Source organism: Scytonema sp. UIC 10036, from assembly GCF_009725235.1.
In genome coordinates this window covers 1-23,139 of sequence record NZ_WJFC01000211.1, presented here as the reverse complement: position 1 = coordinate 23,139, position 23,139 = coordinate 1, and the positions used below count along the sequence as shown (strand labels likewise).

At 41.7% G+C, this 23,139-nt stretch carries 21 protein-coding genes; 7 read left to right on the top strand and 14 right to left on the bottom strand.

The features are described from left to right. Window positions 1-22 precede the first annotated feature (22 nt). From F7734_RS50955 to F7734_RS50945, 3 genes are all read right to left on the bottom strand, one after another. Window positions 23-1,582, bottom strand: coding sequence for a GMC family oxidoreductase N-terminal domain-containing protein (locus tag F7734_RS50955; RefSeq protein ID WP_155751920.1), 1,560 nt, complete (start codon window positions 1,580-1,582; stop codon window positions 23-25). 209 nt (window positions 1,583-1,791) lie between these two features. Then, window positions 1,792-2,805, bottom strand: a complete 1,014-nt coding sequence (locus F7734_RS50950; RefSeq protein ID WP_347566428.1) for a FecR family protein — start codon at window positions 2,803-2,805, stop codon at window positions 1,792-1,794. A gap of 583 nt (window positions 2,806-3,388) precedes the next feature. Next, on the bottom strand, window positions 3,389-3,862 hold the full coding sequence (locus tag F7734_RS50945; RefSeq protein ID WP_155751919.1) for a P pilus assembly/Cpx signaling pathway, periplasmic inhibitor/zinc-resistance associated protein: 474 nt from the start codon (window positions 3,860-3,862) through the stop codon (window positions 3,389-3,391). Window positions 3,863-4,261: 399 nt separating this feature from the next. Between F7734_RS50945 and F7734_RS50940 the strand changes: the two genes are divergently transcribed. The 4 genes from F7734_RS50940 to F7734_RS50925 all read left to right on the top strand — a co-directional run bounded on the left by F7734_RS50940 (window position 4,262) and on the right by F7734_RS50925 (window position 8,878). After that, window positions 4,262-6,733 (top strand): EAL domain-containing protein, encoded by a 2,472-nt coding sequence (locus tag F7734_RS50940; protein ID WP_243147531.1) that lies wholly within the window; start codon window positions 4,262-4,264, stop codon window positions 6,731-6,733. 15 nt (window positions 6,734-6,748) lie between these two features. After that, a complete protein-coding gene (locus F7734_RS50935) occupies window positions 6,749-6,892 on the top strand; it encodes a hypothetical protein (protein ID WP_155751917.1) in 144 nt (47 codons plus the stop codon). Between the two features lie 115 nt (window positions 6,893-7,007). Next, the gene (locus F7734_RS50930) at window positions 7,008-8,219 is read left to right on the top strand and encodes a sensor histidine kinase (RefSeq protein WP_155751916.1); all 1,212 of its coding nucleotides are present in this window, start codon (window positions 7,008-7,010) and stop codon (window positions 8,217-8,219) included. Further along, window positions 8,216-8,878 carry a response regulator transcription factor gene (locus F7734_RS50925; RefSeq protein ID WP_155751915.1) on the top strand — a complete coding sequence of 221 codons (663 nt, stop codon included), beginning with the start codon at window positions 8,216-8,218 and terminating at the stop codon, window positions 8,876-8,878. Before F7734_RS50930 ends, F7734_RS50925 begins: the two co-directional genes overlap by 4 nt. Here the strand turns inward: F7734_RS50925 and F7734_RS50920 are convergent. Beyond that, window positions 8,871-9,296: a nucleoside deaminase gene (locus tag F7734_RS50920; RefSeq protein ID WP_155751914.1), complete on the bottom strand. Its 426-nt coding sequence runs from the start codon at window positions 9,294-9,296 to the stop codon at window positions 8,871-8,873. The two genes, F7734_RS50925 and F7734_RS50920, sit on opposite strands and share 8 nt — an antisense overlap. 556 nt (window positions 9,297-9,852) lie before the next feature. Here F7734_RS50920 and F7734_RS50915 point away from each other — a divergent pair. Next, a complete protein-coding gene (locus F7734_RS50915; protein ID WP_155751913.1) occupies window positions 9,853-11,643 on the top strand; it encodes a diguanylate cyclase in 1,791 nt (596 codons plus the stop codon). A gap of 311 nt (window positions 11,644-11,954) precedes the next feature. Here the strand turns inward: F7734_RS50915 and F7734_RS50910 are convergent, their stop codons facing one another. Together F7734_RS50910 and F7734_RS50905 are read right to left on the bottom strand one after the other, a co-directional pair. Further along, a complete protein-coding gene (locus F7734_RS50910) occupies window positions 11,955-14,753 on the bottom strand; it encodes a PAS domain-containing protein (protein WP_155751912.1) in 2,799 nt (932 codons plus the stop codon). A gap of 313 nt (window positions 14,754-15,066) precedes the next feature. Then, window positions 15,067-15,348 (bottom strand): hypothetical protein, encoded by a 282-nt coding sequence (locus tag F7734_RS50905; RefSeq protein WP_155751911.1) that lies wholly within the window; start codon window positions 15,346-15,348, stop codon window positions 15,067-15,069. Window positions 15,349-15,566: 218 nt separating this feature from the next. Here F7734_RS50905 and F7734_RS50900 point away from each other — a divergent pair, with 218 nt between their 5' ends. Beyond that, window positions 15,567-15,704, top strand: a complete 138-nt coding sequence (locus F7734_RS50900; protein WP_155751910.1) for a hypothetical protein — start codon at window positions 15,567-15,569, stop codon at window positions 15,702-15,704. Between the two features lie 253 nt (window positions 15,705-15,957). On the opposite strand, the gene F7734_RS50895 is transcribed toward F7734_RS50900, so the two are convergent. From F7734_RS50895 to F7734_RS62595, 7 genes are all read right to left on the bottom strand, one after another. Continuing rightward, window positions 15,958-16,296, bottom strand: coding sequence for a type II toxin-antitoxin system RelE/ParE family toxin (locus tag F7734_RS50895; protein ID WP_155751909.1), 339 nt, complete (start codon window positions 16,294-16,296; stop codon window positions 15,958-15,960). Beyond that, window positions 16,293-16,547 carry a hypothetical protein gene (locus F7734_RS50890; RefSeq protein ID WP_155751921.1) on the bottom strand — a complete coding sequence of 85 codons (255 nt, stop codon included), beginning with the start codon at window positions 16,545-16,547 and terminating at the stop codon, window positions 16,293-16,295. The genes F7734_RS50895 and F7734_RS50890 overlap by 4 nt, the downstream gene beginning before the upstream one ends. A gap of 135 nt (window positions 16,548-16,682) precedes the next feature. Continuing rightward, window positions 16,683-18,914, bottom strand: a complete 2,232-nt coding sequence (locus F7734_RS50885; RefSeq protein ID WP_155751908.1) for an FdhF/YdeP family oxidoreductase — start codon at window positions 18,912-18,914, stop codon at window positions 16,683-16,685. A gap of 190 nt (window positions 18,915-19,104) precedes the next feature. Then, window positions 19,105-19,560 carry a hypothetical protein gene (locus tag F7734_RS50880; protein ID WP_155751907.1) on the bottom strand — a complete coding sequence of 152 codons (456 nt, stop codon included), beginning with the start codon at window positions 19,558-19,560 and terminating at the stop codon, window positions 19,105-19,107. Window positions 19,561-19,606: 46 nt separating this feature from the next. After that, the gene (locus F7734_RS50875) at window positions 19,607-20,032 is read right to left on the bottom strand and encodes a type II toxin-antitoxin system VapC family toxin (RefSeq protein ID WP_155751906.1); all 426 of its coding nucleotides are present in this window, start codon (window positions 20,030-20,032) and stop codon (window positions 19,607-19,609) included. A gap of 37 nt (window positions 20,033-20,069) precedes the next feature. Continuing rightward, window positions 20,070-20,405 (bottom strand): hypothetical protein, encoded by a 336-nt coding sequence (locus F7734_RS50870; protein WP_155751905.1) that lies wholly within the window; start codon window positions 20,403-20,405, stop codon window positions 20,070-20,072. Between the two features lie 167 nt (window positions 20,406-20,572). Continuing rightward, complete coding sequence (locus F7734_RS62595) at window positions 20,573-20,773, bottom strand: BBE domain-containing protein (RefSeq protein ID WP_243147530.1); 201 nt, start codon at window positions 20,771-20,773, stop codon at window positions 20,573-20,575. Between the two features lie 244 nt (window positions 20,774-21,017). Here F7734_RS62595 and F7734_RS50860 point away from each other — a divergent pair, with 244 nt between their 5' ends. After that, the gene (locus F7734_RS50860; protein ID WP_155751904.1) at window positions 21,018-21,602 is read left to right on the top strand and encodes a hypothetical protein; all 585 of its coding nucleotides are present in this window, start codon (window positions 21,018-21,020) and stop codon (window positions 21,600-21,602) included. Window positions 21,603-21,744: 142 nt separating this feature from the next. On the opposite strand, the gene F7734_RS61390 is transcribed toward F7734_RS50860, so the two are convergent. Beyond that, on the bottom strand, window positions 21,745-23,139 hold a 1,395-nt coding region (locus F7734_RS61390; protein ID WP_166482670.1), incomplete at its 5' end, for a transposase.

Below are 23,139 nucleotides of genomic sequence, written 5' to 3'. Positions count from 1 at the left end.
CCCTAACCCCTAACCCCTATTTTCAAGACAGCTTCGTTAACTCTAACCTTTGATGTAAAACTCCCACTGTAGCTTTAATCAAATCAGCTGCTTTTTCGCCAATCATAATTGTAGGTGCGTTCGTGTTTCCTGCGGTGATGGTTGGCATAATCGAAGCATCTACGACACGCAAGCCTTCAACACCATGAACCCGTAGTTCGGGATCTACCACTGAAGCGGAGTCAGTTCCCATTTTGCAAGTACCTACAGGGTGATATACAGTGTCGCAGGTTTCCCAAATGTAAGCTAGGAGTGCTTCATCACTATCTTTATCAATACCAGGAGCAACTTCCTCCCCTCGGAACTCATCAAATACAGCTGAGTGGAATATCTGCCGAATAATTTCGATCCCTCCCAGCAGCTTGTGCAAATCAGATTCACTCTGGAGATAGTTCATCCGAATTACAGGTGAATCTTGGGGGGAAGCAGAGCGCAGGCTGACACTACCATGACTTTGGGGATGAGTCAAACAGGCTGCAGCTGCAAATCCCGATCCTTCACGAGCATAAGCCGGGTGTACCGACAAAACAGGGGCAAAGAAAAACTGTAAATCTGGCGCAACATCTAAACGACCTTCAGTATGCAGGAACAATCCAACTTCTGCAATATTGCTGGTTGGAGCAGGTTGCAGATCCTGGGTGGCTTGGTGTGCTACAGTTACGCGAGGGTGATCTTGGAGGTTCTGACCGACTCCGGGTAAATCAACTACCACAGGGATGTCTAAAGCCTGTAGGTGCTCTGCATTGCCAATCCCAGAGAGCATCAGCAGTTTGGGTGAATCGATCGCACCAGCCGAGAGAATGACTTCTTGATTGACAAAGACTTGGTGAACGGTTCCGTTGTGCTGATATTCTACTCCCACCGTGCGCGTGCCATCAAATAATAAACGAGACACCAACGCACCTGTCATGACTGTTAAGTTAGGGCGATTCAAAATCGGTAATAAAAATGCCTCTGCCGTACTGTGCCGTTTACCATCTTTAACAGTCAACTGATAAAACCCTGTTCCGTGCTGTTGTAAGCCATTGAAATCAGGATTGCGCTCATAGCCAAGTGCAACCGCCGCTTCCACAAATCGATGTGAGATGACGCCAGGAGCCAAGGGATCTGTCACACTCAGCAGTCCATCGACACCGTGAAATTCAGATGCACCTTGCTGCTGGTTTTCAGATTTCTTGAAATAGGGCAACACATCTTGATAGCTCCAACCAACATTGCCTAACTCCTGCCAGCAGTCATAATCATACCGACTGCCTCGAATATAAATCATGGCGTTAATCGAACTACTGCCACCTAGTACTTTTCCTCGGGGACAATAGATTTTACGGTGATTGATATACGGTTCTTCTTCTGTAAAATACCCCCAGTCTACCTCTGTACCCCAGAGTTTTGGCCAAGCTACAGGAATTTGATGTTCCGGTTTGGTCGCTGGATTGCCTGCTTCGAGCAACAATACAGTCGTTTCTTCATCTTCTGTCAACCGATTCGCAACGACACAACCTGCCGAACCTGCACCAATAACAATATAATCATATTTAACCATTGTACTTTCCTTGTTGACTTCTGCTGTAAGTACCACGTTGTGTGTTATGTGTATATACACAGTTTTATTATTCTTTTTGATTTTACAATTGATGTAGCGATACAGCTGCAAACCGTTAGCATAACCACGAGCAAAATTTCCTCATTTCTTAGTGCCTTTGCGACTTTGCGTGAGTTTTATTCAAGGTATATAAGCGGACATGATATGACTTACTTGTCTTTAGGATTATTGTTACCGTTACCAGGATGATTGTTACCTCGATCGCCGTTACCGTGGTTGCCCTTGCCTGGATGATTGTTACCTCGATTGCCGTTACCGGGACGATTGCTAGGTTTAGAATTGCTAACTTCACCAGTATTTGACAAAACTTGTCCTGTGTTTAACAGGTTCTCTACAGGAAAATGCTCTCTAATAGCATTGTTGTGAAAGCGATCGCTCTGATGATGGATCGAGCGCTCTCCAGAAGAAGTTGTTGTCTTAAAAATAGATAAGTTTTCCATCACGCTCACACCCGTTAACGGCTGTTGTGTTGCAACTGCCTCTGCCGTTTCCGCTTGAACGCTAGCGAGTGCCGGATCTGAATGAGATACACCAGTTGTGCGAGTTAAATCCAGCCCCCGAACTAAATTGCTAGTTTCATAAAAAGTTCTCAAGTCAAAATCGTATAAACCCTGAAACCTATCTTTAACTACAACTATGAGTTGCCCAGCGGCTAGCTCCTGGTTTTGAGAAGCACTCTTGTTCTGAACTTGAATACCGCTATTTGTTAGCGCACCCACAATGGTGGTATCTGTTTGTGGATCGTAGCGTACAAACAGTGCGGAACCCCGAATTGCGGCGGCGGCATTTGGTGTATTTACCCTTGTTTGTCCTTGTCTCGGTCGAATTAGCAACAACACTGTTCCGTTTGAAAGTTTTAAGTTTCGTGTTTTTGGTAAGAACTGAAAGACAGCCTGCTGTCCAATTCGCGCTATGGAACCGTCATTGAAACGCAATTCTGCCAAAGAAGCTTTGCCAGTGGACAAGCCATCTCCAGGAATCATGGAATCTAACTTGCGTGCCTGACGCTGTGGCTTGTTTTGTGGCACGAGTTGCACTAAGTTCCTCAGTTCTTCAATGACAGCAAGTGTTAGGGGAGTCACAGCGCTTGCCTTCTGTGGCAAGGGTAAAACAACACTTCCCCATAAACTCATTACGAGCAGTAGCAACAACTTACGGAACATAGTTTGCAGCCTCGGTCATTTGTCATTGGTCATTTGTCATTGGTGGGGATTTTTAGGTAGGTTAATATTTTACAGAATCAACATTCGAGGCTCCACTTCCTGTATCGCTCGGCGGAGCCTCTATATCTGCATTCCCAGGCTGCAGCCCAGGAACGAGAGAGGACACCTCAAAATCAAGGCGGTGGACTACAAGTCCTCACTCAACTTCATTTGCACCTTAAGTCTAATTATCTTTTAGTTGTTTTAAATAAGGCTTCAGAGCAATTACGGTTTTTTCCTTAAAGAAAGGTAAAAGTATCCAGGGCTGCTATAGGTGATACTGTTTGGATTTTAGTCTGTTAATTTAGATACGAAAAGACGCGCCATGGCGCGTCTCTACAATGGTTGTTGGTTGTTAGTTGTTAGTTGTTAGTTGTTAGTTGTTGGTTGTTAGTTGTTAGTTGTTAGTTGTTAGTTGTTGGTTGTTAGTTGTTAGTTGTTAGTTGTTAGTTGTTAATCGTTAGACCTGTAGTTTGAGCTACTATCAACTAACCACTATCCACTAACCACTATCCACTAACCACTAACCACTAACCACTAACCACTATTGCTTATTTTGTTGATATTGTTGACGGCGAGCACGCATTTGGTTCTTGATTTCATCGAGCTGTGCTTTCTGTTCTGGTGTCAGAATTGCTTCCATTTTGGTTTTCTGCGATCGCTTAATTTCCCGGATTTGAGTTTTCTGAGCTTCTGAGAGATTTAAAGAATTCATAATACCTCTCCAACCACCACGCTTACCATTTTGATTTTGCATGGCGTTGTTGAGTTGTGCTCTTTGTTCCTCAGTCAGAACCCTGTCTATTTCTTCACGAGTATTGCGACGGATCTCCTGAAGCTGGGTTTTTTGTGCATCTGTTAGCCCCAATTTTTGCCACGGTCCCCTCATCTCTCTCGATTGTTCTTGAGCAATAAGGAAGGGTGAGGATGAGATCGTTTCTGCGTTAACTGCCCAAGAAGTGGCAGTTAAAGTCAGAGCAATAGCCCCTGCAACGAGTGATAAATTCTTAAATTTCATGTCTTTAGTTGTCTCCTGGGTTTCTCTTACCTGCTGTTACTAGCATAAAATCTTACTCATAGAGGTTACATGAGGAGAAAGTCATGAGTCTATGCATGACTTTAGTCATACTCCCCTTGGTTTTAATTTAAGTCAAACGTTTTTATTGACTTTGACTTTTCTAAAAAAGTAACTTTATAGTAGCTATATCAATTTAAATCATCTGGGTCATAATCCTATTTATTTGTTTTGTCAATACGTAAATTCTCAGAAATTTTATGGCTAAAGATAAAATTATCAGTATTTATCCTGAGAATTACAATATGATAGCATCTTTTCCGAATCGGCTTTAAAATATAACTGTAATTACATGGATAATCAAATAAAATTAAACACATATAATTTATGGAAAATAATTTTATGATAACCATCATTGAGAATCTCTTAATTCCAAATCATACAGAATATTTGATAGTTTCTCAAAATTTCATTATTTTAGAAACTTCTCCAGGTGCTCAAAGATTTGCGGAATCTCCCAACCATGCAGTTCCCGGAAAAGATATTCGAGATAGTTTTCCTGAGTTAGTAGGGTATGAAAATTGCATTTTTGATATTTCTCAAGGGAGCCAAGAGAGATTTGAATTAAGAGGTATTGCTCGCAATCAAGATATTTTTTCACCTCTTTATATTGATTTATTTATTAATTTTATTGGAAAAGGGTGTGTGATTCTTTTAGAAGATGCAACTGAAAGGATGGTTTTTGAACAACAAATCCTCCAAAAATCTCATGAAGATGCTTTCTTAGTCAACTATCTTTTAAATGCTTTATCGGCTGCCTTCACTTGTATTGAAAAGTTAATTGCATCGATAAGCGATGTCCTTTTAGTGACAAATGCTGCAGGACAAATTGTAACTGTGAATCAAGCAGCCCTTCAAATTTTGGAATATAGTAAAGAAGATTTAATTTTACAACCTATTTCAATAATTATTAGCGATAGTAATTTTTTATGTCAACCTTGTAAAAGAAATCCTGACCTTTCGTTTGACTCATTTAAAGATTGTGAAATTATTTGTAACAGCAAGACAGGTAAAAAGTTAATTATCTCCTTTTCCAAGCTTCCAACTAAGATAGAAAGCTTAGAACATTTTGTCTATATTGGTCGAGATACCACCGAAAGCAAACGTTTGGAAAAAGCACTCTATGAAGAAAAAGAACTCGCTCAAGTCACTCTTCAATCTATTGGGGATGCCGTTATTACAACTGATGCCATCGGTCAAATAAAGTACATGAACCCCATAGCAGAGCAAATGACTCGTTGGCCGCTTGCAGATGCTCGAGGAAAAGTTTTGACTGAAATTTTAAAGATTATTAACGAAACAACTCGCGAAACTGTAGAAAATCCAGTCGAAAAAGCTTTAAGTTCGGGTTCCATTGTGAATCTTGCTAGGGATAGTATCCTGATTGCCCGTGATGGTAGTGAGGTTCCTATTGACGACTCCGCAGCACCAATTCGCGATCGCGAGGGTCAAATTATCGGTGCAGTGTTGGTGTTTCAGGACGTTTCTCAAACACGCAGTATGGCACACCAACTTTCTTGGCAAGCCAGTCACGATCCTTTAACCGGGCTGTTTAACCGACGGGAATTTGAGCGTCGTTTGGAACTTGCTTTAAACATTGGCACAACACAAAATCAGCAACACGCTTTGTGTTATTTGGATTTAGATAGATTTAAAATTGTCAACGACACTTGCGGACACTTAGCAGGTGATGAACTGTTGCGCCAAGTAACGGCTTTGTTTCAGAATCAAATCCGTGCCTCAGATACCCTAGCGCGTTTGGGGGGAGATGAATTTGTTATCCTGCTAGAGTGCTGTCCTCTTGAACCAGCATTGCGAATTGCCAATACAATATTGCAGCGCGTTCAAGAATTCCGTTTTCTATGGCAAGATAAAACATTTAACATTGGTGTTAGCATCGGACTGGTTCCGATTGATGCAAACACCCAAAATATGGGTACTGTAATGAGTACGGCGGATACCGCTTGCTATCTAGCAAAACACAACGGACGCAATCGCGTGCATATCTATCAAGCCGACGATACGGAAATGGAAAAAGCACAAGGCGAAATGCAATGGGGAGTACGAATTGCTGAAGCCTTAGAAGAGAACCGTTTTTGTCTTTACTACCAAAAGATTGTCCCCACCACCCCCCATGAATCTAGAGAAGAACATTGTGAAGTTTTACTGCGCTTGATTGACGAACAGGGAAATATAGTCTCGCCCATGACTTTTATCCCCGCAGCTGAACGTTACAATCTTATGCCACTTATCGATCGCTGGGTGATTCGCAATCTTTTTACTCACCTTGGACAGTACAAAAGAGAACTATTAAACGAATATGCTAAATTAGGGAGCGATCGTAGCAGTTTGTATGCTATTAACCTCTCCGGTGCAAGCATTAACGATGACAAATTTATGGATTTCGTGCGCGAACAGTTGGTACTGCACCAGATTCCACCACAAATTCTATGCTTTGAAATTACTGAAACTGTCGCTATTGCGAACTTAACGAAAGCAGTCAGTTTCATCCGCTCCTTAAGAGAAATGGGTTGTCGTTTTGCCTTAGACGATTTTGGCAGTGGTATGTCTTCATTTTGCTATCTCAAAAATTTGCCAGTAGATTATCTTAAAATAGATGGCAGTTTTGTCAGGCAGATTGTTGAAGAACCAATTGACATGGCAATGGTAGAAGCTATCAATCAAATAGGACACGTTATGGGTATTCAAACCATTGCTGAGTTCGTTGAAAATGAAGATATTCTTAACATACTCAAAGCCATTGGAGTCGATTATGCACAGGGTTATGGCATAGCACGGCCCCATCCTTTGTAATGGGGATTTTGGATTTTGGATTTTGGATTTTGGATTTTGGATTTTGGATTTTGGATTTTAGATTTTGGATTGTGGATTTTGGATTGTGGATTGTGGATTGTGGATTGTGGATTGTGGATTGTGGATTTTAGATTTGGGATTGGAGATTTGGCAATGTAAAAATAATAAATAACAAACTTTTGAAAACCAGGCAACATATATTTGGATGATATTAAGCCCTACAAGGCTTTTTCAATCCAAAATCTAAAATCTAAAATCTAAAATGGTATAACTTATGAACCGTTCAATTCAGTTCAAAAATCATCCTTTTCGATTTTTGCTCTATTTAGAGTGGGTTTTGCTGGTATTTGCCGTTTTTACGGCACTTATGCCATTTCCTGTATTTCGTTACCCCAACCAATTTCCAGAACTGACGATTTGCAGTTTAATTATCTTTGGCTTAATGGGATTGTATCTACCCACAGGTCACAAAGTTACCAAAATATTTTATACAGCTATAGAAATTTTATTAATTTTAATTATTGGTTTTTTTAGTGGTAGAACTGCTCGTCTTTTCCCCTTTCCTTACCTCATTTTTGTGACTCGTAGTTGTTTGATTTTTCAATTACCCGGTCGTTTGATTAGTGCGGGTTTATCATTTATCTTGTTTTTGCTGACATTTAGGCGTCGGTTGGAGCGCATACCATTATCACCAATGGTACAGGAGCGCTTCTGGTTTTTTACTTTAAGTTTTGTGCTTGTCTTTGGGTTAGCTCTCGTTTTTATTTTGCTGTTGATGAATGCTGTTTTATCAGAACGCCAAAGTCGAGAAAAGCTGGCGATCGCTAATGAAAAACTCCGTCAGTATGCTCTACAAATCGAAAACCAAGCAACTTTAGAGGAACGCAACCGCATTGCTCGTGAAATACACGATTCTTTGGGACACTCTCTTACAGCTTTGAACTTGCAATTGGAAACGGCTTTAAAGCTATGGCAATCTAACCCAGAAAAGGCAAGGACTTTTTTAGCAAGGGCAAAGGAATTGGGAAGTAGCGCTTTACAAGATGTGCGTCAATCAGTTTCTACTATGCGTTCTCATCCTTTGCAAGAACAATCTTTGGAACAAGCAATTTTAGGGCTGGTAGAAAATCTTCAACGTTCCACGAGTATTACGCCCATTTGTCACATCCAATTGCCCTACTCTGTCCCTGCTGAAATGAGTACACCAGTTTATCGGATTATTCAAGAATCATTGACAAATATTTACAAACATGCAAAGGCGACAGAAGTTAAACTGGAACTAATTGCGATCGATGGCAGTCTACAGCTTAAGATTCAAGACAATGGAGTGGGGTTTGATTTGAAGCAAAATACTACAGGATTCGGACTAAAAAGTATGCGCGATCGCACTTCGGCATTAGGAGGTCATTTTCGGATTCAATCTGCCCCTGGGAGCGGTTGCACTATTACAGTCACTATTCCCATCTTTGGGAATTTAGAATTATGATTAAAGTTTTACTAGCCGATGACCAAAATTTAATCCGTCAAGGGTTAAAGGCATTGTTGGAATTAGAAGAAGATTTAGAAATTGTGGGAGAAGCTGAAAACGGTGAGATGGCGCTTCACTTAATTGAAGAATTACATCCAGATATAGTCTTAATGGATATTAGAATGCCAATTATGGATGGAGTAGCAGCGACACGAGAAATACGAAAGCGTTTTCCTAAAGTTAAAGTTTTAGTGCTGACAACATTTGATGATGATGAATATGTGAAAGCAGCATTGCAAAATGGAGCAACAGGTTATTTACTGAAAGATACTCCTTCTGAAGAACTCGCTTTTGCCATTCGTGCTGTTCATAGAGGTTATACTCAATTAGGACCGGGGATCGTTAAAAAACTCCTCTCTCAAGTTCCTCCGGTGAGTGCAACCCAACCTTTACCATCTGGCTTGGTTGAACTGACTCCTAGAGAAAAAGAGGTTTTGCGGTTAATCGCGATTGGTGCTAGTAACCGGGAGATTGCTCAACAACTTTTTATCTCAGAAGGAACTGTCAAGAACCACGTCACCAATATTTTAAACAGATTGAATTTACGCGATCGCACTCAAGCAGCCATTTTTGCCAATTCGTTTTTACCCTATCTTAACCAGGAAACAACTAACTAAACAATTTAATACACTCCTCCCTTAAAATACCTTTTGTCACCTGAATTTGTCTAAAACTCTTAGCAATCACTTCTTCACAAGATATATTAATTTGAGATTGATTAACTGAGATTAAATCTTCAATAGACGCGCCATAAATAATTTCTTTTACACCTGCCCAAACACAAGCAGTTGCACACATCGGGCAAGGTTCACCCGTCGTATATATGGTATAACCTTCTAAAGAAGGATTTTGAAGACTAGCAGTTAATTTCCGTATAACATTAATCTCTGCGTGTGCAGAGGGATCGCTGTCTTGCTTGACGGTGTTGTAAGCCTTTGCAATGACTCGATCGTCTTTGACAGCGATCGCTCCATAGGGAGCATCACCCTTCTTAGCTTCCTCCAACGCCAAACGCATAAAATCTTCTTTGTTCATAAAACCTCATTAATACTCTCCAATTGTAGGACGGAGATTTCTGCCTGTCTTGAATGAGTAATCAGCTTTTCAGCCTGCATTACAAGAACATTTCCCAAAGATTTACTTTCCCAAATTGGAAAACCAATTTCCTCCCTTGACGATGTGTATCTCATAAATACATAACTATTTTGCAGCTCTTGTGAAATCAAAATGGTAAGGTAGTAAATACCTAATTCTTTAGATAGAGATGCCTAAGCAGTTTTCTCCTAAAAAAATTAGGACACATCCTTCTTCAAGAAGTCAAGCCATCACATTTGGAGGTACATATACTTTGTGGATTACTACAATGCCTCTCTCCGTTCCTAACCACCAACTATCCAGCAATACCACGCTTGTGATAATCACTTTATCCTAATTGTCACTTTTGATTGCACTCTTCTACCGGAATAATTGGTTGCAGAGTTAAAGTTGGGGAAAACTTTGATAAAAAATGCATTTAAACTCCAAAAAATTACTAGCTGCGGCATTATAACTGTCTGTGTTCATTTGTCATATTACTATAATTATACTTCTCATGTTATACAAAACTTTATCTGTCATCACAAAACTATTTGACCGTGTACTCTGTCAGCTTTTAGGGCAGCCTAGTATTAGTCATTTAGAAACTCAACTACATGATAAAAATATTCAAATTCGGCAGCTAGCAGAGCAAGAAAAGGCGCTTTACCGAGTTATTAGTAAAATCCGAGCTTCTCTTGAATTAGAAACAATTTTTCGTACAGCCACTAAGGAAACTTGTAAGTTACTCCGCATTGAGCGGATTGCCGTTTATCGTTTCTATGAAAACTGGGGGGGAGAATTTGTCAGCGACTTTGAGTTTGCAGAGCCGGGATGGGATGATGTAGAAACATTAGGAAACAATACAGTTTGGAATGACACTTATTTACAAGAACATCAAGGAGGACGGTACCGTAATAATGAAACTTTAGTTGTTTCAGATATCTACTCAGCAGGCTTGTCTCAATGCCATTTAGAAATTTTAGAACAATTTCATATTCGCGCTTACGCAACTGCACCAATTTTTGTGGGAAAAAAACTGTGGGGAGTACTTGCTGCTTATCAGCACTCGCAGCCACATGAATGGCAAAAATTAGAAATTCAGTTTCTGTCTCAGATTGCAACGCAGTTAGGGTTTGCAGTTAAACAAGCAGAATTTTTAGCTAAAGCAGAACAAAAAGCAGCAGAACTGCATAAAGCCAATCAGCAGCAGGAGATTCTGTTTAATTTAGTTGCTGAAATTCGTGAATCTCTTAATTTAGAAACCTTATTTAAAACAACTGTACGAGAAATTCGTAAAGCGCTTCGCAGCGATCGCGTCACGATCTTTCAATTCGATCTTGAATCGAACTATACCTCTGGTGCATTTGTCTCTGAGAATGTGTTGCCTGACTACGATTCTGCGCTCTCTATAAAGGTGAACGATTATTGTTTTGGTGAAAAATATGCAGTTGCTTATCACCAAGGGCGTATACAGGTACTATCAGATGTTTATCAAGCAGGGCTAAAAGATTGCCACCTTCAAGTGTTAGAGCAATTTCAAATTAAGGCGCAAATTGTTGTCCCTCTAATGAAAGGAAAAACTTTATGGGGATTACTCTGTGTTCATCACTGCCGTTGTTCGCGAGAGTGGGAAACTTCAGAAATTCAATTTATCCGACAGTTAGCAGTTCAGTTTAGTGTGGCTTTAGAACATTCAGAATTATTAGAGCAATCTCGCTCTCAAGCTCGTCAACTTGAGAAGGCAAACCAAGCTTTAGCACTAGCAAATTCTCAGCTTGAAAAACTGAGTAAGCTAGATGGTTTAACCAAAATTGCTAACCGTCGTTGTTTTGATGAATTTTTAGAGCAGGAATGGAACCGATTAATAGGAACTGAGAATTATTTATCTTTAATTCTATTTGATATTGACTATTTCAAGAATTATAATGATTCTTATGGGCATCTCGCTGGGGATGAATGCTTAATAAAAGTTGCTCGTGCAGCACAAGCTGTATTGAAGCGCCCTTCCGATCTACTAGCTCGTTATGGTGGTGAAGAATTTATTGCTGTTTTGCCAAATACGAACGAAGCAGGTGCTATCAAAGTCACTAAGTTGATTCAAAAATCTATTCAAAAATTAAAGATTCCTCATATAAAGACAAATGACTTTCAATCTTTTGTGACTGTGAGTTTAGGTGTTGCGATTCAAACACCAACAGCTAAAAGTTCAGCGCAAAATTTGATTGACGCAGCCGACAAAGCTTTATACAAAGCTAAAGAACAAGGACGTAATAAGTGGGTTTGCGCTACAAAAGTTTATCCATAAACCTTAGACCCCAAAGAACGATAGTTTTGGCTGGAATGTGGGCATCCTATAAACGAAATGTATAAATTCGTTACACCAGAAAAAATTTTATGGTTTTATTTCTAACGATACTACGCATAGCAATGTATCTAGGTTTTGCATTACTTATTCTAACCCTGTTAAACGTATATACTTAGTTATGGTAGGCATTTCAGGCAATCCACTTGCTGCATTGTTTCCAGGCTCCGCCTCCAGTACTTCAGAGGTGCGAGGCAGAGCCTCGTAGACTGCATTCCCAGGCTCCGCCTGGGAACGAGAGAACAAGAGACAGTTTATTTCTTGGAAATCCTTAAACTAAGGATAGCCTCTATCAACTCTTCTGGTTCAACTGGTTTTGCAATGTGCTTCTGAAATCCTGTTGCCAGAGCCTTGTGCCGATCGCCCTCTCCCGCATAAGCCGTTAGGGCAATTGCTGGAATTCCGCCGCCCTGTTCTGAGGGCAAACTCCTCACTTGACGTATAAGTTCATAACCGTCTATCTCTGGCATACCAATATCGCCAATTAAAAGATCGGGCTTGAATAATGTAAAAACTTCCAAAGCTTCATGTGCGGATGCTGCAACTTTTATCTCTGCTCCAGTTTGTTCTAGAATAGTATAAATGAGTTCTCGCATATCAGCTTCATCATCCACCACTAAAATTCGCAAATGAGCGAGTTGGGAAGTGTCATCAACAGTGCTTGCACATCCAGCCACATCTGTTTTTCCTGCGTTTTCATGCTTTAGCAATGGCAGTGAAACTGTAAACGTTGCGCCCAATCCTGCGCCCGGACTTTCTGACTTAACGGTACCGCCATGCAGTTCAGTTAAATACCGAACGATCGCTAATCCTAACCCCAAACCACCAAATTTTCTGGTGGTTGTGCTGTCCTCTTGTCGGAAATGCTCAAACACGTGTGGGAGAAACTCTGGAGTGATACCTTTCCCTGTATCTTTGACTTGAATGCGAGCATTGGTGCCAACTTGTTCGAGCCGAATTTCAATTTGTCCTCCTGATGGTGTGAACTTCACCGCATTGGAGAGTAAATTCCACACAATCTGTTGCAGGCGAGCCGAATCACCTGAGACGAGAGCGATATCACCCACTACAACCTTCTGAATTTCAATACCCTTTGCCTCGACTGAGAGGCGCACAGTTTCCAAAGCGGCATCAACGACTTCCACCAAATTCACCGGACAAACATTCAGCATCATTTTGCCGCGCAAGATGCGTGAGATATCAAGCAAGTCGTCAATCAGTTGAATTTGTAACTTGGCGTTGCGCTCGATCGCCTCTAATGCTTGCTTTGCACTCACTCGATCGAATGGGCGAGTTTGCAGCAACCTTGCCCATCCCAGAATTGGGTTGAGGGGCGATCGCAGCTCATGAGACAATATAGCCAAAAACTCATCTTTAAGTCGGTTTGCAGTTTCGGCTTGTTCCCTCGAAACACGCTCCCGTTCTAATAATTGCTCACGTTCCTGTTCTGCAAATTTGCGATCGGTAATATCCAGCGCAATGCCCGTCATGCGTTTGGGTTGCTTGTTGTCATCGTAAAACGTCTGCCCGATGGCAGTTAGCCATCGTTCCCCTTGGGTTGGGTGGAGAATGCGGAATTCAACATTGAGATCGATTTGATGCTCTAGGGCTTCACGTGTTGCGCGATCGACGCGTGCGCGATCTTGCTCAACGATTGAACTTAACCAATTTTCATAGGAGGGCTGGGTAATTATTGGATCGAGACCATAAAGACGGTAGTATTCTTCTGACCAAGTGACGCGATTGGTTGTCATATCCCAATCCCATACACCAGCGTTAGCAGCTTTTTGAGCAATTCTCAGTCTTTCTTCACTCTGCCTTAGGGTTTCCTCTGCTTGCTTGCGGGGAGTGATATCGTTTACCAATACCACAAAACCTTCAACGTTTCCCTGGCTATCGAAATGAGGAACGTAAGTAGCAATGACATCTCGCGTGCCACCTGCACTATAAGGAATTCTGCACTCAAAGGAAACCTCTTGCCCTGAGAGTACCTGCTCGACATAAGGACGAATGACTTCATACGCCACTTCCCCCAGCACTTCTCTGAGGTGCTTTCCCTTCACTTCAGTTGCAGATTTTCCAAACCACTCCTCATACTTCTGATTGTTAAAGCGGTAACATTGTTGAGCATCAACAAATGAAATGAGAACAGGCACAGCATTTGTGAGCAAACGCAGTTCTGTTTCACGCTGCCGCAAGGCTGCTTCAGCTTGAATTCGCTCGGTAATATCAATTGCCACGCCAGCCACGACTTGTTGCCCTGCCGCATTGCGGAAGGGAAACTTAAATGACATATAGCTGTGTTCCCCATCCTCCTGGTGAATAGTCTCTAGCATTTGCATCGGCTTGCCACTGGTGAGTACAGCCACATCATTCGCACGAAATTGCTCGGCAATAGCAGGTGGCAACAGATCAAAATCTGTTTTGCCAATCAAATCCGATTGCGTTCTCTGGTAGACTCGCTCTATCCAGGAATTTGCGTAAAGATATCGCCCGCTTTCATCCTTAATAAATGCTGCAACTGGACTGTGGTTCATAAAGCATTGGAACAGTTCCTGGCTCTCTTGCAAAGCAACCTTAAAATGTTGCTCTTGTTGTTGCAGTGCCAAAGAAGCTTGTTTGCGAGCGGTAATATCGCTCAAGGAAATCGCTATCCCATCGTTTAGCTTTACAACGACGTTACGAAACCAGCCTGTCAGGGCTTTGTTGTCGTAAAATGTCTCAAAGGTTGTCGAAATTCCAGTTTCGGCGACTGTCACGTAGCGAGCGAAAATTCCACTGGTTTTACTATCGGGAAAGAGGTGCAGTAAAGACTGACCGAATAACTCCTCTGGTGTATCGTTCAAACCTCTTGCAGCAACTGGATTGGTGTATTCAATGAGAAAGTCAGCGATCGCCCCTGCGACATCCCGAACGCTACGCAGAATGATGAATCCATCGGGCAATGCTTCTAGCACCAACCGAAATCGCTCTTCACTCTCTGATAAAGGAACTGTTTGTGGACTCTCTATTGGAGAGGGACTATCGGAAATCCCGGCTTTTACCTCAGTCATTGAATTTTTAAAGCAGGGAGCGTTCAAGTACTACCTTATTTTGAGGAGTTCGATTTTTAAATCTATCTACCCTAAGGAGTATTTCTTAGGTTTTTCCAATAGAAAACACCTTTTCCAAACGCACAACCGTGTTATAATCAAAAATCACTACTGCTGGCGATCGCTTGTTTTTGTCTCACAGCACCCATCTTATTGCTACACGAAGCATGGTGACCTCACGCCTCGTTTGCCGCAAAATTGGCAATCTCATTACGTGACTTGACTGTCGAACCTGGAACTACTTCGCCTTGGGAAATATCCTCAATGTGTGCGTTCATGCGTCAGCAAAATAACGGAAGTTAATGTCGGGTACATCCCGTGGGTCAGCCGAGCGCAGGTTTACACAAAGGGAATGCCCTAACCTTCTCTCATCATCTGGTCTGATTTTACAACCATAACCAGAACCATCCATAGAAGCACCATGAGCCAGACGTGCAATGTCCCATTCCTTTAGTATGGAACACAATTGTCTGGCATTTTCTAGTGCCTCAACGTAAGTCACATGACGATATCCTGCGGGGCAAGTTTCTCCTTGAACTCTAATGAAATCAGACATAAATTCTCCTTTGATGCGCCGGACTGCTTGCATTCTATTCTATTAGGTTGCTGGTGAATGGGAGGCGGTATAGCTTCAGTCGTATCACGTCGCTTATTGTATTCCAAAACCTACGCATAAGGGCGATCGCTCAAGCAGGCACAGCTTAGATGCAAGCTCCTCGCTTCAAGAAATAGCGAGCATCTCTTTATACCCGTGCAACAACCTACACCTCAGAAATGGAGCAAGAAGCAGCAGATCTCCACTGCCGTCAAATCTATGATGAGTTAGTTGCACAAGGTGTTGTAGAAGGTGGTGCTAGGTATATATGGGTACATTTGGATTTTGGGCAGTGTGTGTACAACAAGTGGATATAAACGCGAGCTGTAAACCACACTGAAAAACCATGCGGCAACGTTATATTCTCACTCAAATATAAGTATTTTTTTATATGTCTATATCAGTATGGTTAACGCCCTACTTTTTCATTTTATACACAAGGAGCGAGAAGAATTAATATGACACAATATTTAAGCCAACGCGATTGAACGCACAAATCATTGGCACTTCTGCTCAGATGACGAACTGTGAAATGACTCAAAAGATGTTGTGCATGGAATACCAATACGATCAATCCTCTACTTCCGGTTCACTGATTGTTTTCTGTGCCGCATGACGAATATGGAGAATTCTCACTGTGGGAATGGGTTGGTCTTCAAGAACCGTAAACAGAATGCGATAGGTTTGCTTCCCTTTCCCGTAAAGAAGCTGACGAATTTCTTGGCTAAAGAAGGCATCCTCACGAGCAATCGGACAGCGCCGAGGCATTTCTTGCAGAGAGACGATTGCTTTAATCAGCCCTTGATACCAGATTTGGGCGCGATCGGCTGTGGTAAACTGAGAAAAACTTAAGAATGCAGCATCGGCTTCGGCTTTCGCAACGCTGGAGAAATCAATGCGATACGTCATGCTTCAAGAGACAATCCATATTTTTGGTTTTGTTCAGCAATAAAGTCCTCTAAACTCGAAAATTGTCCTTGCTCAAAATCATCAAGTCCACGTTGGATTCCCTTTAAAGCCTCAAAAAAATCTTGATTGTCCAAACTCAGCCCCAAAGTCAGAACCGCTAGCGCCATTTGCGAAATATCTTGTCCGGTACTTTCAGCACGCTGTCTCAGCAGCGCCTCAATTTTCGGTGGAAGATCGAGCGTAATGGACATTGTTAATTTTACCTCAGTGATACTGGTTTTATTATAGCGGTACGAAATACCTGTACAGTATTTCTCCATGTAAGCGAATCCTCTAACCATTCTTTACCATAGGTAAAACTGATATTGTGTAATGTGAACGCAAAACTACCTTAACACCTTTTCCAAACGCACAATAGCGTTATAATCAGGAATACCAACTTCTGGAGATCGCTTGCTTTTATCTAACAAAACATTTCCCTCCGGCCAATGAATTTGCAAATTTCTTGGCGTTACGGGTGCGATATACACCTGTCCCCTAAACTCACCAATGTCATTTTTCAGCATCACCGCATCCCCATCTTGAAGCCCCAACTTCTCCGCATCCAAAGCATTCATCAGGACAGCCGATCGCACTGCTCCGGTAATAGCATCCTTGCGTTCTTGCACCATGCTATTAAACTGCTTACCACGGCGCGTTGTTACCCAGAAATAACCCTCTGGTAAATGCCGTTCTTGAGGACTCAGCACAGAAAACCGCGCCTTGCGATCGGGAGTTGGGAAGTCCCAACCAAAACACAGATGCGCTCCGCCATACTGAAATTGGTCACCCGCTTCCTTCAAATGTTGAATTCCCGCATATTGGGGAATTAGGCGAGCAATTTCTTGACGCATTGCACTCGTGTTCTCGAAGTCCAACTTCTCTGCTAAATCCGGACGCACTCGCCTTGCTAACTCCAGAAACACTTCCCATTCTGGACGCGCCTCCCCAATACGGGAACCCGGAATTTCTGGGCTAAAAATGACACGCCGTTCTGTATTCGTCTCCGTAACTCCCCCAGGTATTTCATAACGAGTCGTTGCTGGTAAAATTACCACCGTCTCAACAGATTCCAAAAGCATTTGTTTGGATACAACAATATCCATGTGAACCCTTAGAGGTACGCGCTTTAAAGCCCTTTCCACATAATCTGGTTCTGGCAAAACCTCTAAAAAATTTCCCCCCACGGAGAACAAAACATCTAAATTGCCTTCTGCAGCAGCATCAATCATTTCAGAAGCAATTAACCCCTTAGTTGTGGGAACTTCAAAACCCCAAAGTGTACCGAGAGAGGCGGCATTTTCCGGGGTAATGGGTTTTCCTCCTGGGAAAGTGGTAGCATAACATCCCATTTCTGCACCTCCCTGAACTCCAGAGTGCCCCCGAATTGGCATCAAACCACACCCTTCTCGACCAACAAATCCCTTAGTTAAAGCTAGATTAATAATTGCGCGGACATTATCTTCACCACACTCATGTTGAGTAATGCCCATACTCCAGACAAATACAGCTTTGTTTGCTTCGCCAACCATTTTGGCAAAGGCGTACATGGAGTCGCGAGTCGCGCCGGAAATTTGTTCGAGTTCCTCCCAAGACTGCGTATCGAGAAATGCTTTGAGTTCGGCAAAGTTGGTAGTGTAGTTTTTGATAAATGACTCGTCAACCCAACCATTGGCGATCGCGTGCTTCATAGTCCCATTCAAGAACGCCATATCTCCGCCAATATTCACTAAAAAGAAATCTTCAGCAAACTTAGTACCAAACAAAGCGCTTTCAGGAATCGATGGGACCCAATAGCGCTCCATCCCTGGCTCGCGGTAAGTGTTTATAACGACTATTTTTGTTCCTGCTTTTTTCGCCCAATGGAGATATTTCACGGTAACGGGCTGATTGTTGGCAACATTGGAACCAATAAAAACTAACAAATCGGTTCCGATCCAGTCTTTGTAAGAACAGGTGGTTGCAGCGACTCCGATAGTTGATTTCAAAGCATTGGTACTGGGGGAATGGCATATACGGGCAGCATTGTCAAGATTGTTAGTTCCCATTGCCCGCACAGCTTTTTGAGTGGTGTAGTAAGTTTCATTCACCGTCCCCCGACTGGTGAAGTAGAAACCCAGGCGATCCGGTGTAGAGGCTTGGATACGCTTGGCAATTAAGTCCAGAGCCTCATCCCAAGAGATGCGAGTGAAACCAAGTTCGGTGCGATCGCGTTTCATGGGATAGGGAAGCCGTCCCATGGACTGTAATTCAGCACCGCTTTTCTTTTGTAACTGAGAGACATCTGCAAGGAGTTTGGGGTCAAGTGCTGGCATTGTGTTGAGACGCAACAACCGCAGACGAACATTGCAGACATGAATTCCATCTACCGTCCAATCTTTCATCCCCGTTGTTCCTAAGGCACAGCCGTCGCAAACTCCTTTATTCAGGATTTCCCAAGCATAAGGCAGATTATCAGCGTTTTCCAACACTGCCCGAAACACTTCCCAGTAGTTATTCGGATACTGCTCGCCAATGCCAAAGGGTTTCCAGCTAGCCCAAATAGAAGGGTTCCAACTTTTTTTAGGCTTCCGCAACATGATGGCAGCTCCTTTTCACCGTTTCGCTTGCTAATGGGTTATTTCTATAATGATAGTGCTTGCTCACCTCGGTTACAACTTGTAGTGCAGTAGTAGAGTTGGCAATGCTAGCCCTCTCAAGGTGGATAAAAACTTCAGGAAATCAATAGCACTCTCACCTCTTACCTCTGCGTACTCTGCGTCTCGGCGGTTAACTTTCACGATCCGCAACTTCGTAAATCCTATAACAATTTGAAAGCTGATACTTTTGACGATGAATCGTTGTTTCTTTAATCCACATAAATCGCCACTGTTGTAAACCTTTACCGTATCGTTGTTTGCGGAGATGTGCTCGTCGCTTATGGGGGGAAACTACGCGCCCTACGCTAGGGACTAACATTAATTCTTCATCAACCGTTTCCCGTTCAAACTGCTCAAATGGCTGCTTAGCTCTTCCACAAAACTTAATCTTTCTGTATCCTAATTCGTTAAGTTTCTTTTGAGCAATAATTCCAGACTGTGATGCGTACTTAGTTCGATTGACAAGATTTTCAGGGGCTACCTGAGGATAATCTTCTTGGATTTCTTCCGGGTAAGATTGCAAGTAAAGCAGGCAGTTAACAACTAAATTTCTTGACTTTAAAGGAAAGTTATCGACTGTAATCATAAAGCGCGCACGCGCTTTGTACGAAAGAACCCAAGAAATTGCGTATTTATTGCGTCCAATCTTCCAACCTCAAATCTGGAATTTGAGAAAAATCTTTTTGGTTACGAGTTACCATCACAGCATTTACAGAGAGTGCAATTGATGCTATTCGCAAATCCTTGTATAGTCTTTTTTTATTGAGTTGGGGATATTCCTTAAGCAAGCGATCGTAGCAGTTGTAAGCAGTCGTATTAAAATTCAGTATTCTAACTCCTTTGAAAAATTCTTGGGTAGTCCACAACTGTGTATAAAGTCTTACTAAATTCTCAGATTCAGAACGAGCGTTAATCTTAACAACCCATCCATTAAAAGCTTCCTGAACAGTAATAATTGTTACTGCTAAGTTAGGCGCAACTAGAGCAACTCTAGAGACGATCGCCTGATTACTTTGCAAAAAAAGTGAAACATGGTCAGTATCAAGTATATAAATCATTAATTTCTCTTAATCAGACTCTCAAAACTTCTCCTTACTAGTCATCTATATTACGTTCTGCTCTAATATTTTCAGCAATTTCCGCAAAATCCGGATCGTCCTTAAACACTCCTGCAAACTTCATCCAGTGATTGCCTGTTTCACCTTGAGACAATTTTATTTCTACAGGAATAATTTCTAGATTTTCAAGACGCTCATACAGTAACTGATTCAGTTCTTCTAGAGCTTGTTTTTCAGTAGGAGCTTCAATGTGAATACTAGGAAATTCCAAAAAGAAAGCTTTCACCAAGTCTATATTTTTACGCTCTAATACGATATGCAGCTTTAAAGTTCCAGACTGGGGTAGGGTAAATGTAGATATATGTGTAGTCATACGTTTAACTATTATAAAGCCTCATAATAACATTTTTTCCAAGAAATAGCCCCATATCTACCTTTTATGTAGTCCTTTTCAAAATAATTTAGCTGTGGGTACGTATAAATGCGCGAACCCACAAATGGGCTGTACGCGACAATAGCCCATTATTCTTCCTTAAGCTTTTAGGAGTTAGTGAAAATGCCTTGACCGGGAGTAAGGACATTATCGGGATCGTAACGTTGTTTAGCATTTACTAATCTGCTCCAGACTGAACCAAAATGCTGTTGCCAATCTTCTTGAGAGAACTTTATAGCATCAACGGGATAACGAGTACCATTTAAATCGCGGTTACGCTCAAATAATCTCCGGTTGTCATCAAGCATACGTGCGATCGCCCTTGGCGCAAGCCGTACCCGGCTTATCGCAGCATCATCATTTGTGCAGTTCGTAAAATAGTAAAGAGAAACGCGATTTGCTCGTTGGGTACCCTAAACAGCGATCGCGTGAAACGAAATTGATACATTTCGCTAATTCAATATAAGTAAACCAAAAACAGGTTATCAAGATATCAGATATCATTCATCAAATTTTGGGAATTATAAATTTATGCATTCCTAAACTTTAACTATGAATTTTAAACTAACTGCCCTAGTTGTTCTTGCTCTTGCTGTAGTATCTATAGCCACCCCAACCCTGGCTCAACAACTCCAGAAATCTCACTACAAAGCCGGAGAATTGCTCGTTACTCTGGGAAGCGATGATTCCTATCAAGAATGTGACAGAGAAAATCAGTGCATCACACTTCATGGTTCCGAAACCGTAGTTAACAGGAGGTATAACAGTAAACGCTGGTTGAATGGTGAATACACTTACGCAATATCCTGGCGTGAAGGTAAAGGAGAAAATATGCGCTTGAGTATTCTGAAAAACAATCGCCGCATTTTTACTAGCGAACTTGTTCCCTTCTCCGATTTAAAGTGGGAGAGATGGTGCGACGTTACAGGGGTTTACACGGGGCAACTCCCAGTTCTTTATTCCCCAGGAGGTAAATCAAAGGCAGCATTAAACAATGGAAACATCGTTCGTGGTATTCGGCAAAAGGGCGATTGGACTTATGTGGAAGTAGCGCGGGGTCCTAATGCTAGCGTCAACAGAGTGCGGGGATGGGTAAACTCTAATTATTTACAATGTACTAAACAAGCAAGTAATTAATTGAGGCGTAACAACATATCGTAGTAAATCGGAGTCAACCCCAAAATAACGATTGTTCATCTGTTTTGCAGTCTGATTGACAGTAGGAATTGGTTCGTTAGTCAAATAAACCAATACTTCTTAGGACACCGTAATCTAGACCCTACCGCCTACGCCTTGGCGGTTTACCTTGATTGATGTGTTTTTCATCCAACCATCCCATTGAGACAGCAGACTCCAAACTATGACCATTATCAGCAAGGAATAACGCAGTTCTCTCTAACAAGATTTTGTGTACCTGTTCCTTTTTCATAAAACGAGTTATTTCAAAGTCAGATGCACGATTCTGGATAACGAGCGCTGCGTTTTTATCTGCCTGCCACACATCCCCATCGAAGGTGAAGAACCGATCTCCCAGACGTTTCCCTAGTAACGTACCATTGCGATGATCGACCTGTGAGGTGTAACAGGCATTGACTAATGTAACAAGTGCATCTTTGCGAATAGATATTTCATCTAACGCTTTTTGTAATTCTCCTTTACTCCATTCATTTAATTTACGATTTACAGCTTTGGCTCTCTTTTTCCCTTTGATATGTTTGCTTAAATCTTCAGCTACTACTTCACCAAACTCATTAAATATTTGATTGGTAGCAGTCCGAATCAGTTGAGTAATTGTTTGACGTTTTGTTCGCTCTAGCTTATTTGCCTTTTGGCGTCCTAAATTATTTTTTAATATTCGAGCAGATTTGGCAGCGTCAACTCTTCGAGATATTGCAAATAACTTTTGACGTTTTTTATTTTTCTGAGTTCTAGAGTCAGATGCATTATTAATAATGGTTCCTAACCCTTGAGCATAAGCAACACCATTACTCCCGTAAAATCCTTCTGTGAAACCTTTATCAATGCCAACAGTGTCAGTGCTTGGGTTGGTTTCAATTTTAGTAGTTTTAGGATAATGTAGTTCTATTTTTCCCAAGGCATTAATGATGAAGCGCAACCGTCCCGCCTTCGGTGTAACTCTACCAGTTAGAATAGAGACTTTTATCCACTGGCATTTCTTCCCATCCATGAATCCTGGTATTTGGTAAGTTGTGACTTTCCCCTTACGCGATCCCTTACCTTTCATGTAACCAGATGTGGCATTGATGACAATTTGGTTATTAACCCAAGTGTGACCGCGTTTATAATATTGCCTAACCCATCTGCTGATTAATGGATATTGCTGCCACTCTTGCGAATTGAGACTTTTGACCAACTCGTCTCGAAATGAAGTTTCACCGCTCTCTACTAAGAGAATTTTCTTGCCTTTGACAACCTCCTTTTTTTCTGGTTTAAATTTTGAATAGATTTGGCGAATAACTTGTACCTTGGCTGCTTCCTGAACCGCATGAATATCATCAATGACCGATTGTACAGTTCTTTCCCATATCTCAGAACTCAGGTTAAATCTTTCCGAACCATATAGTTTTCTTAGCTCTGGGGTATTGCGAATACTTTTAATAATTGTATTTTTATCAATACCCCAAGCTTGTAGCGATCCATATTTGTTCCATAG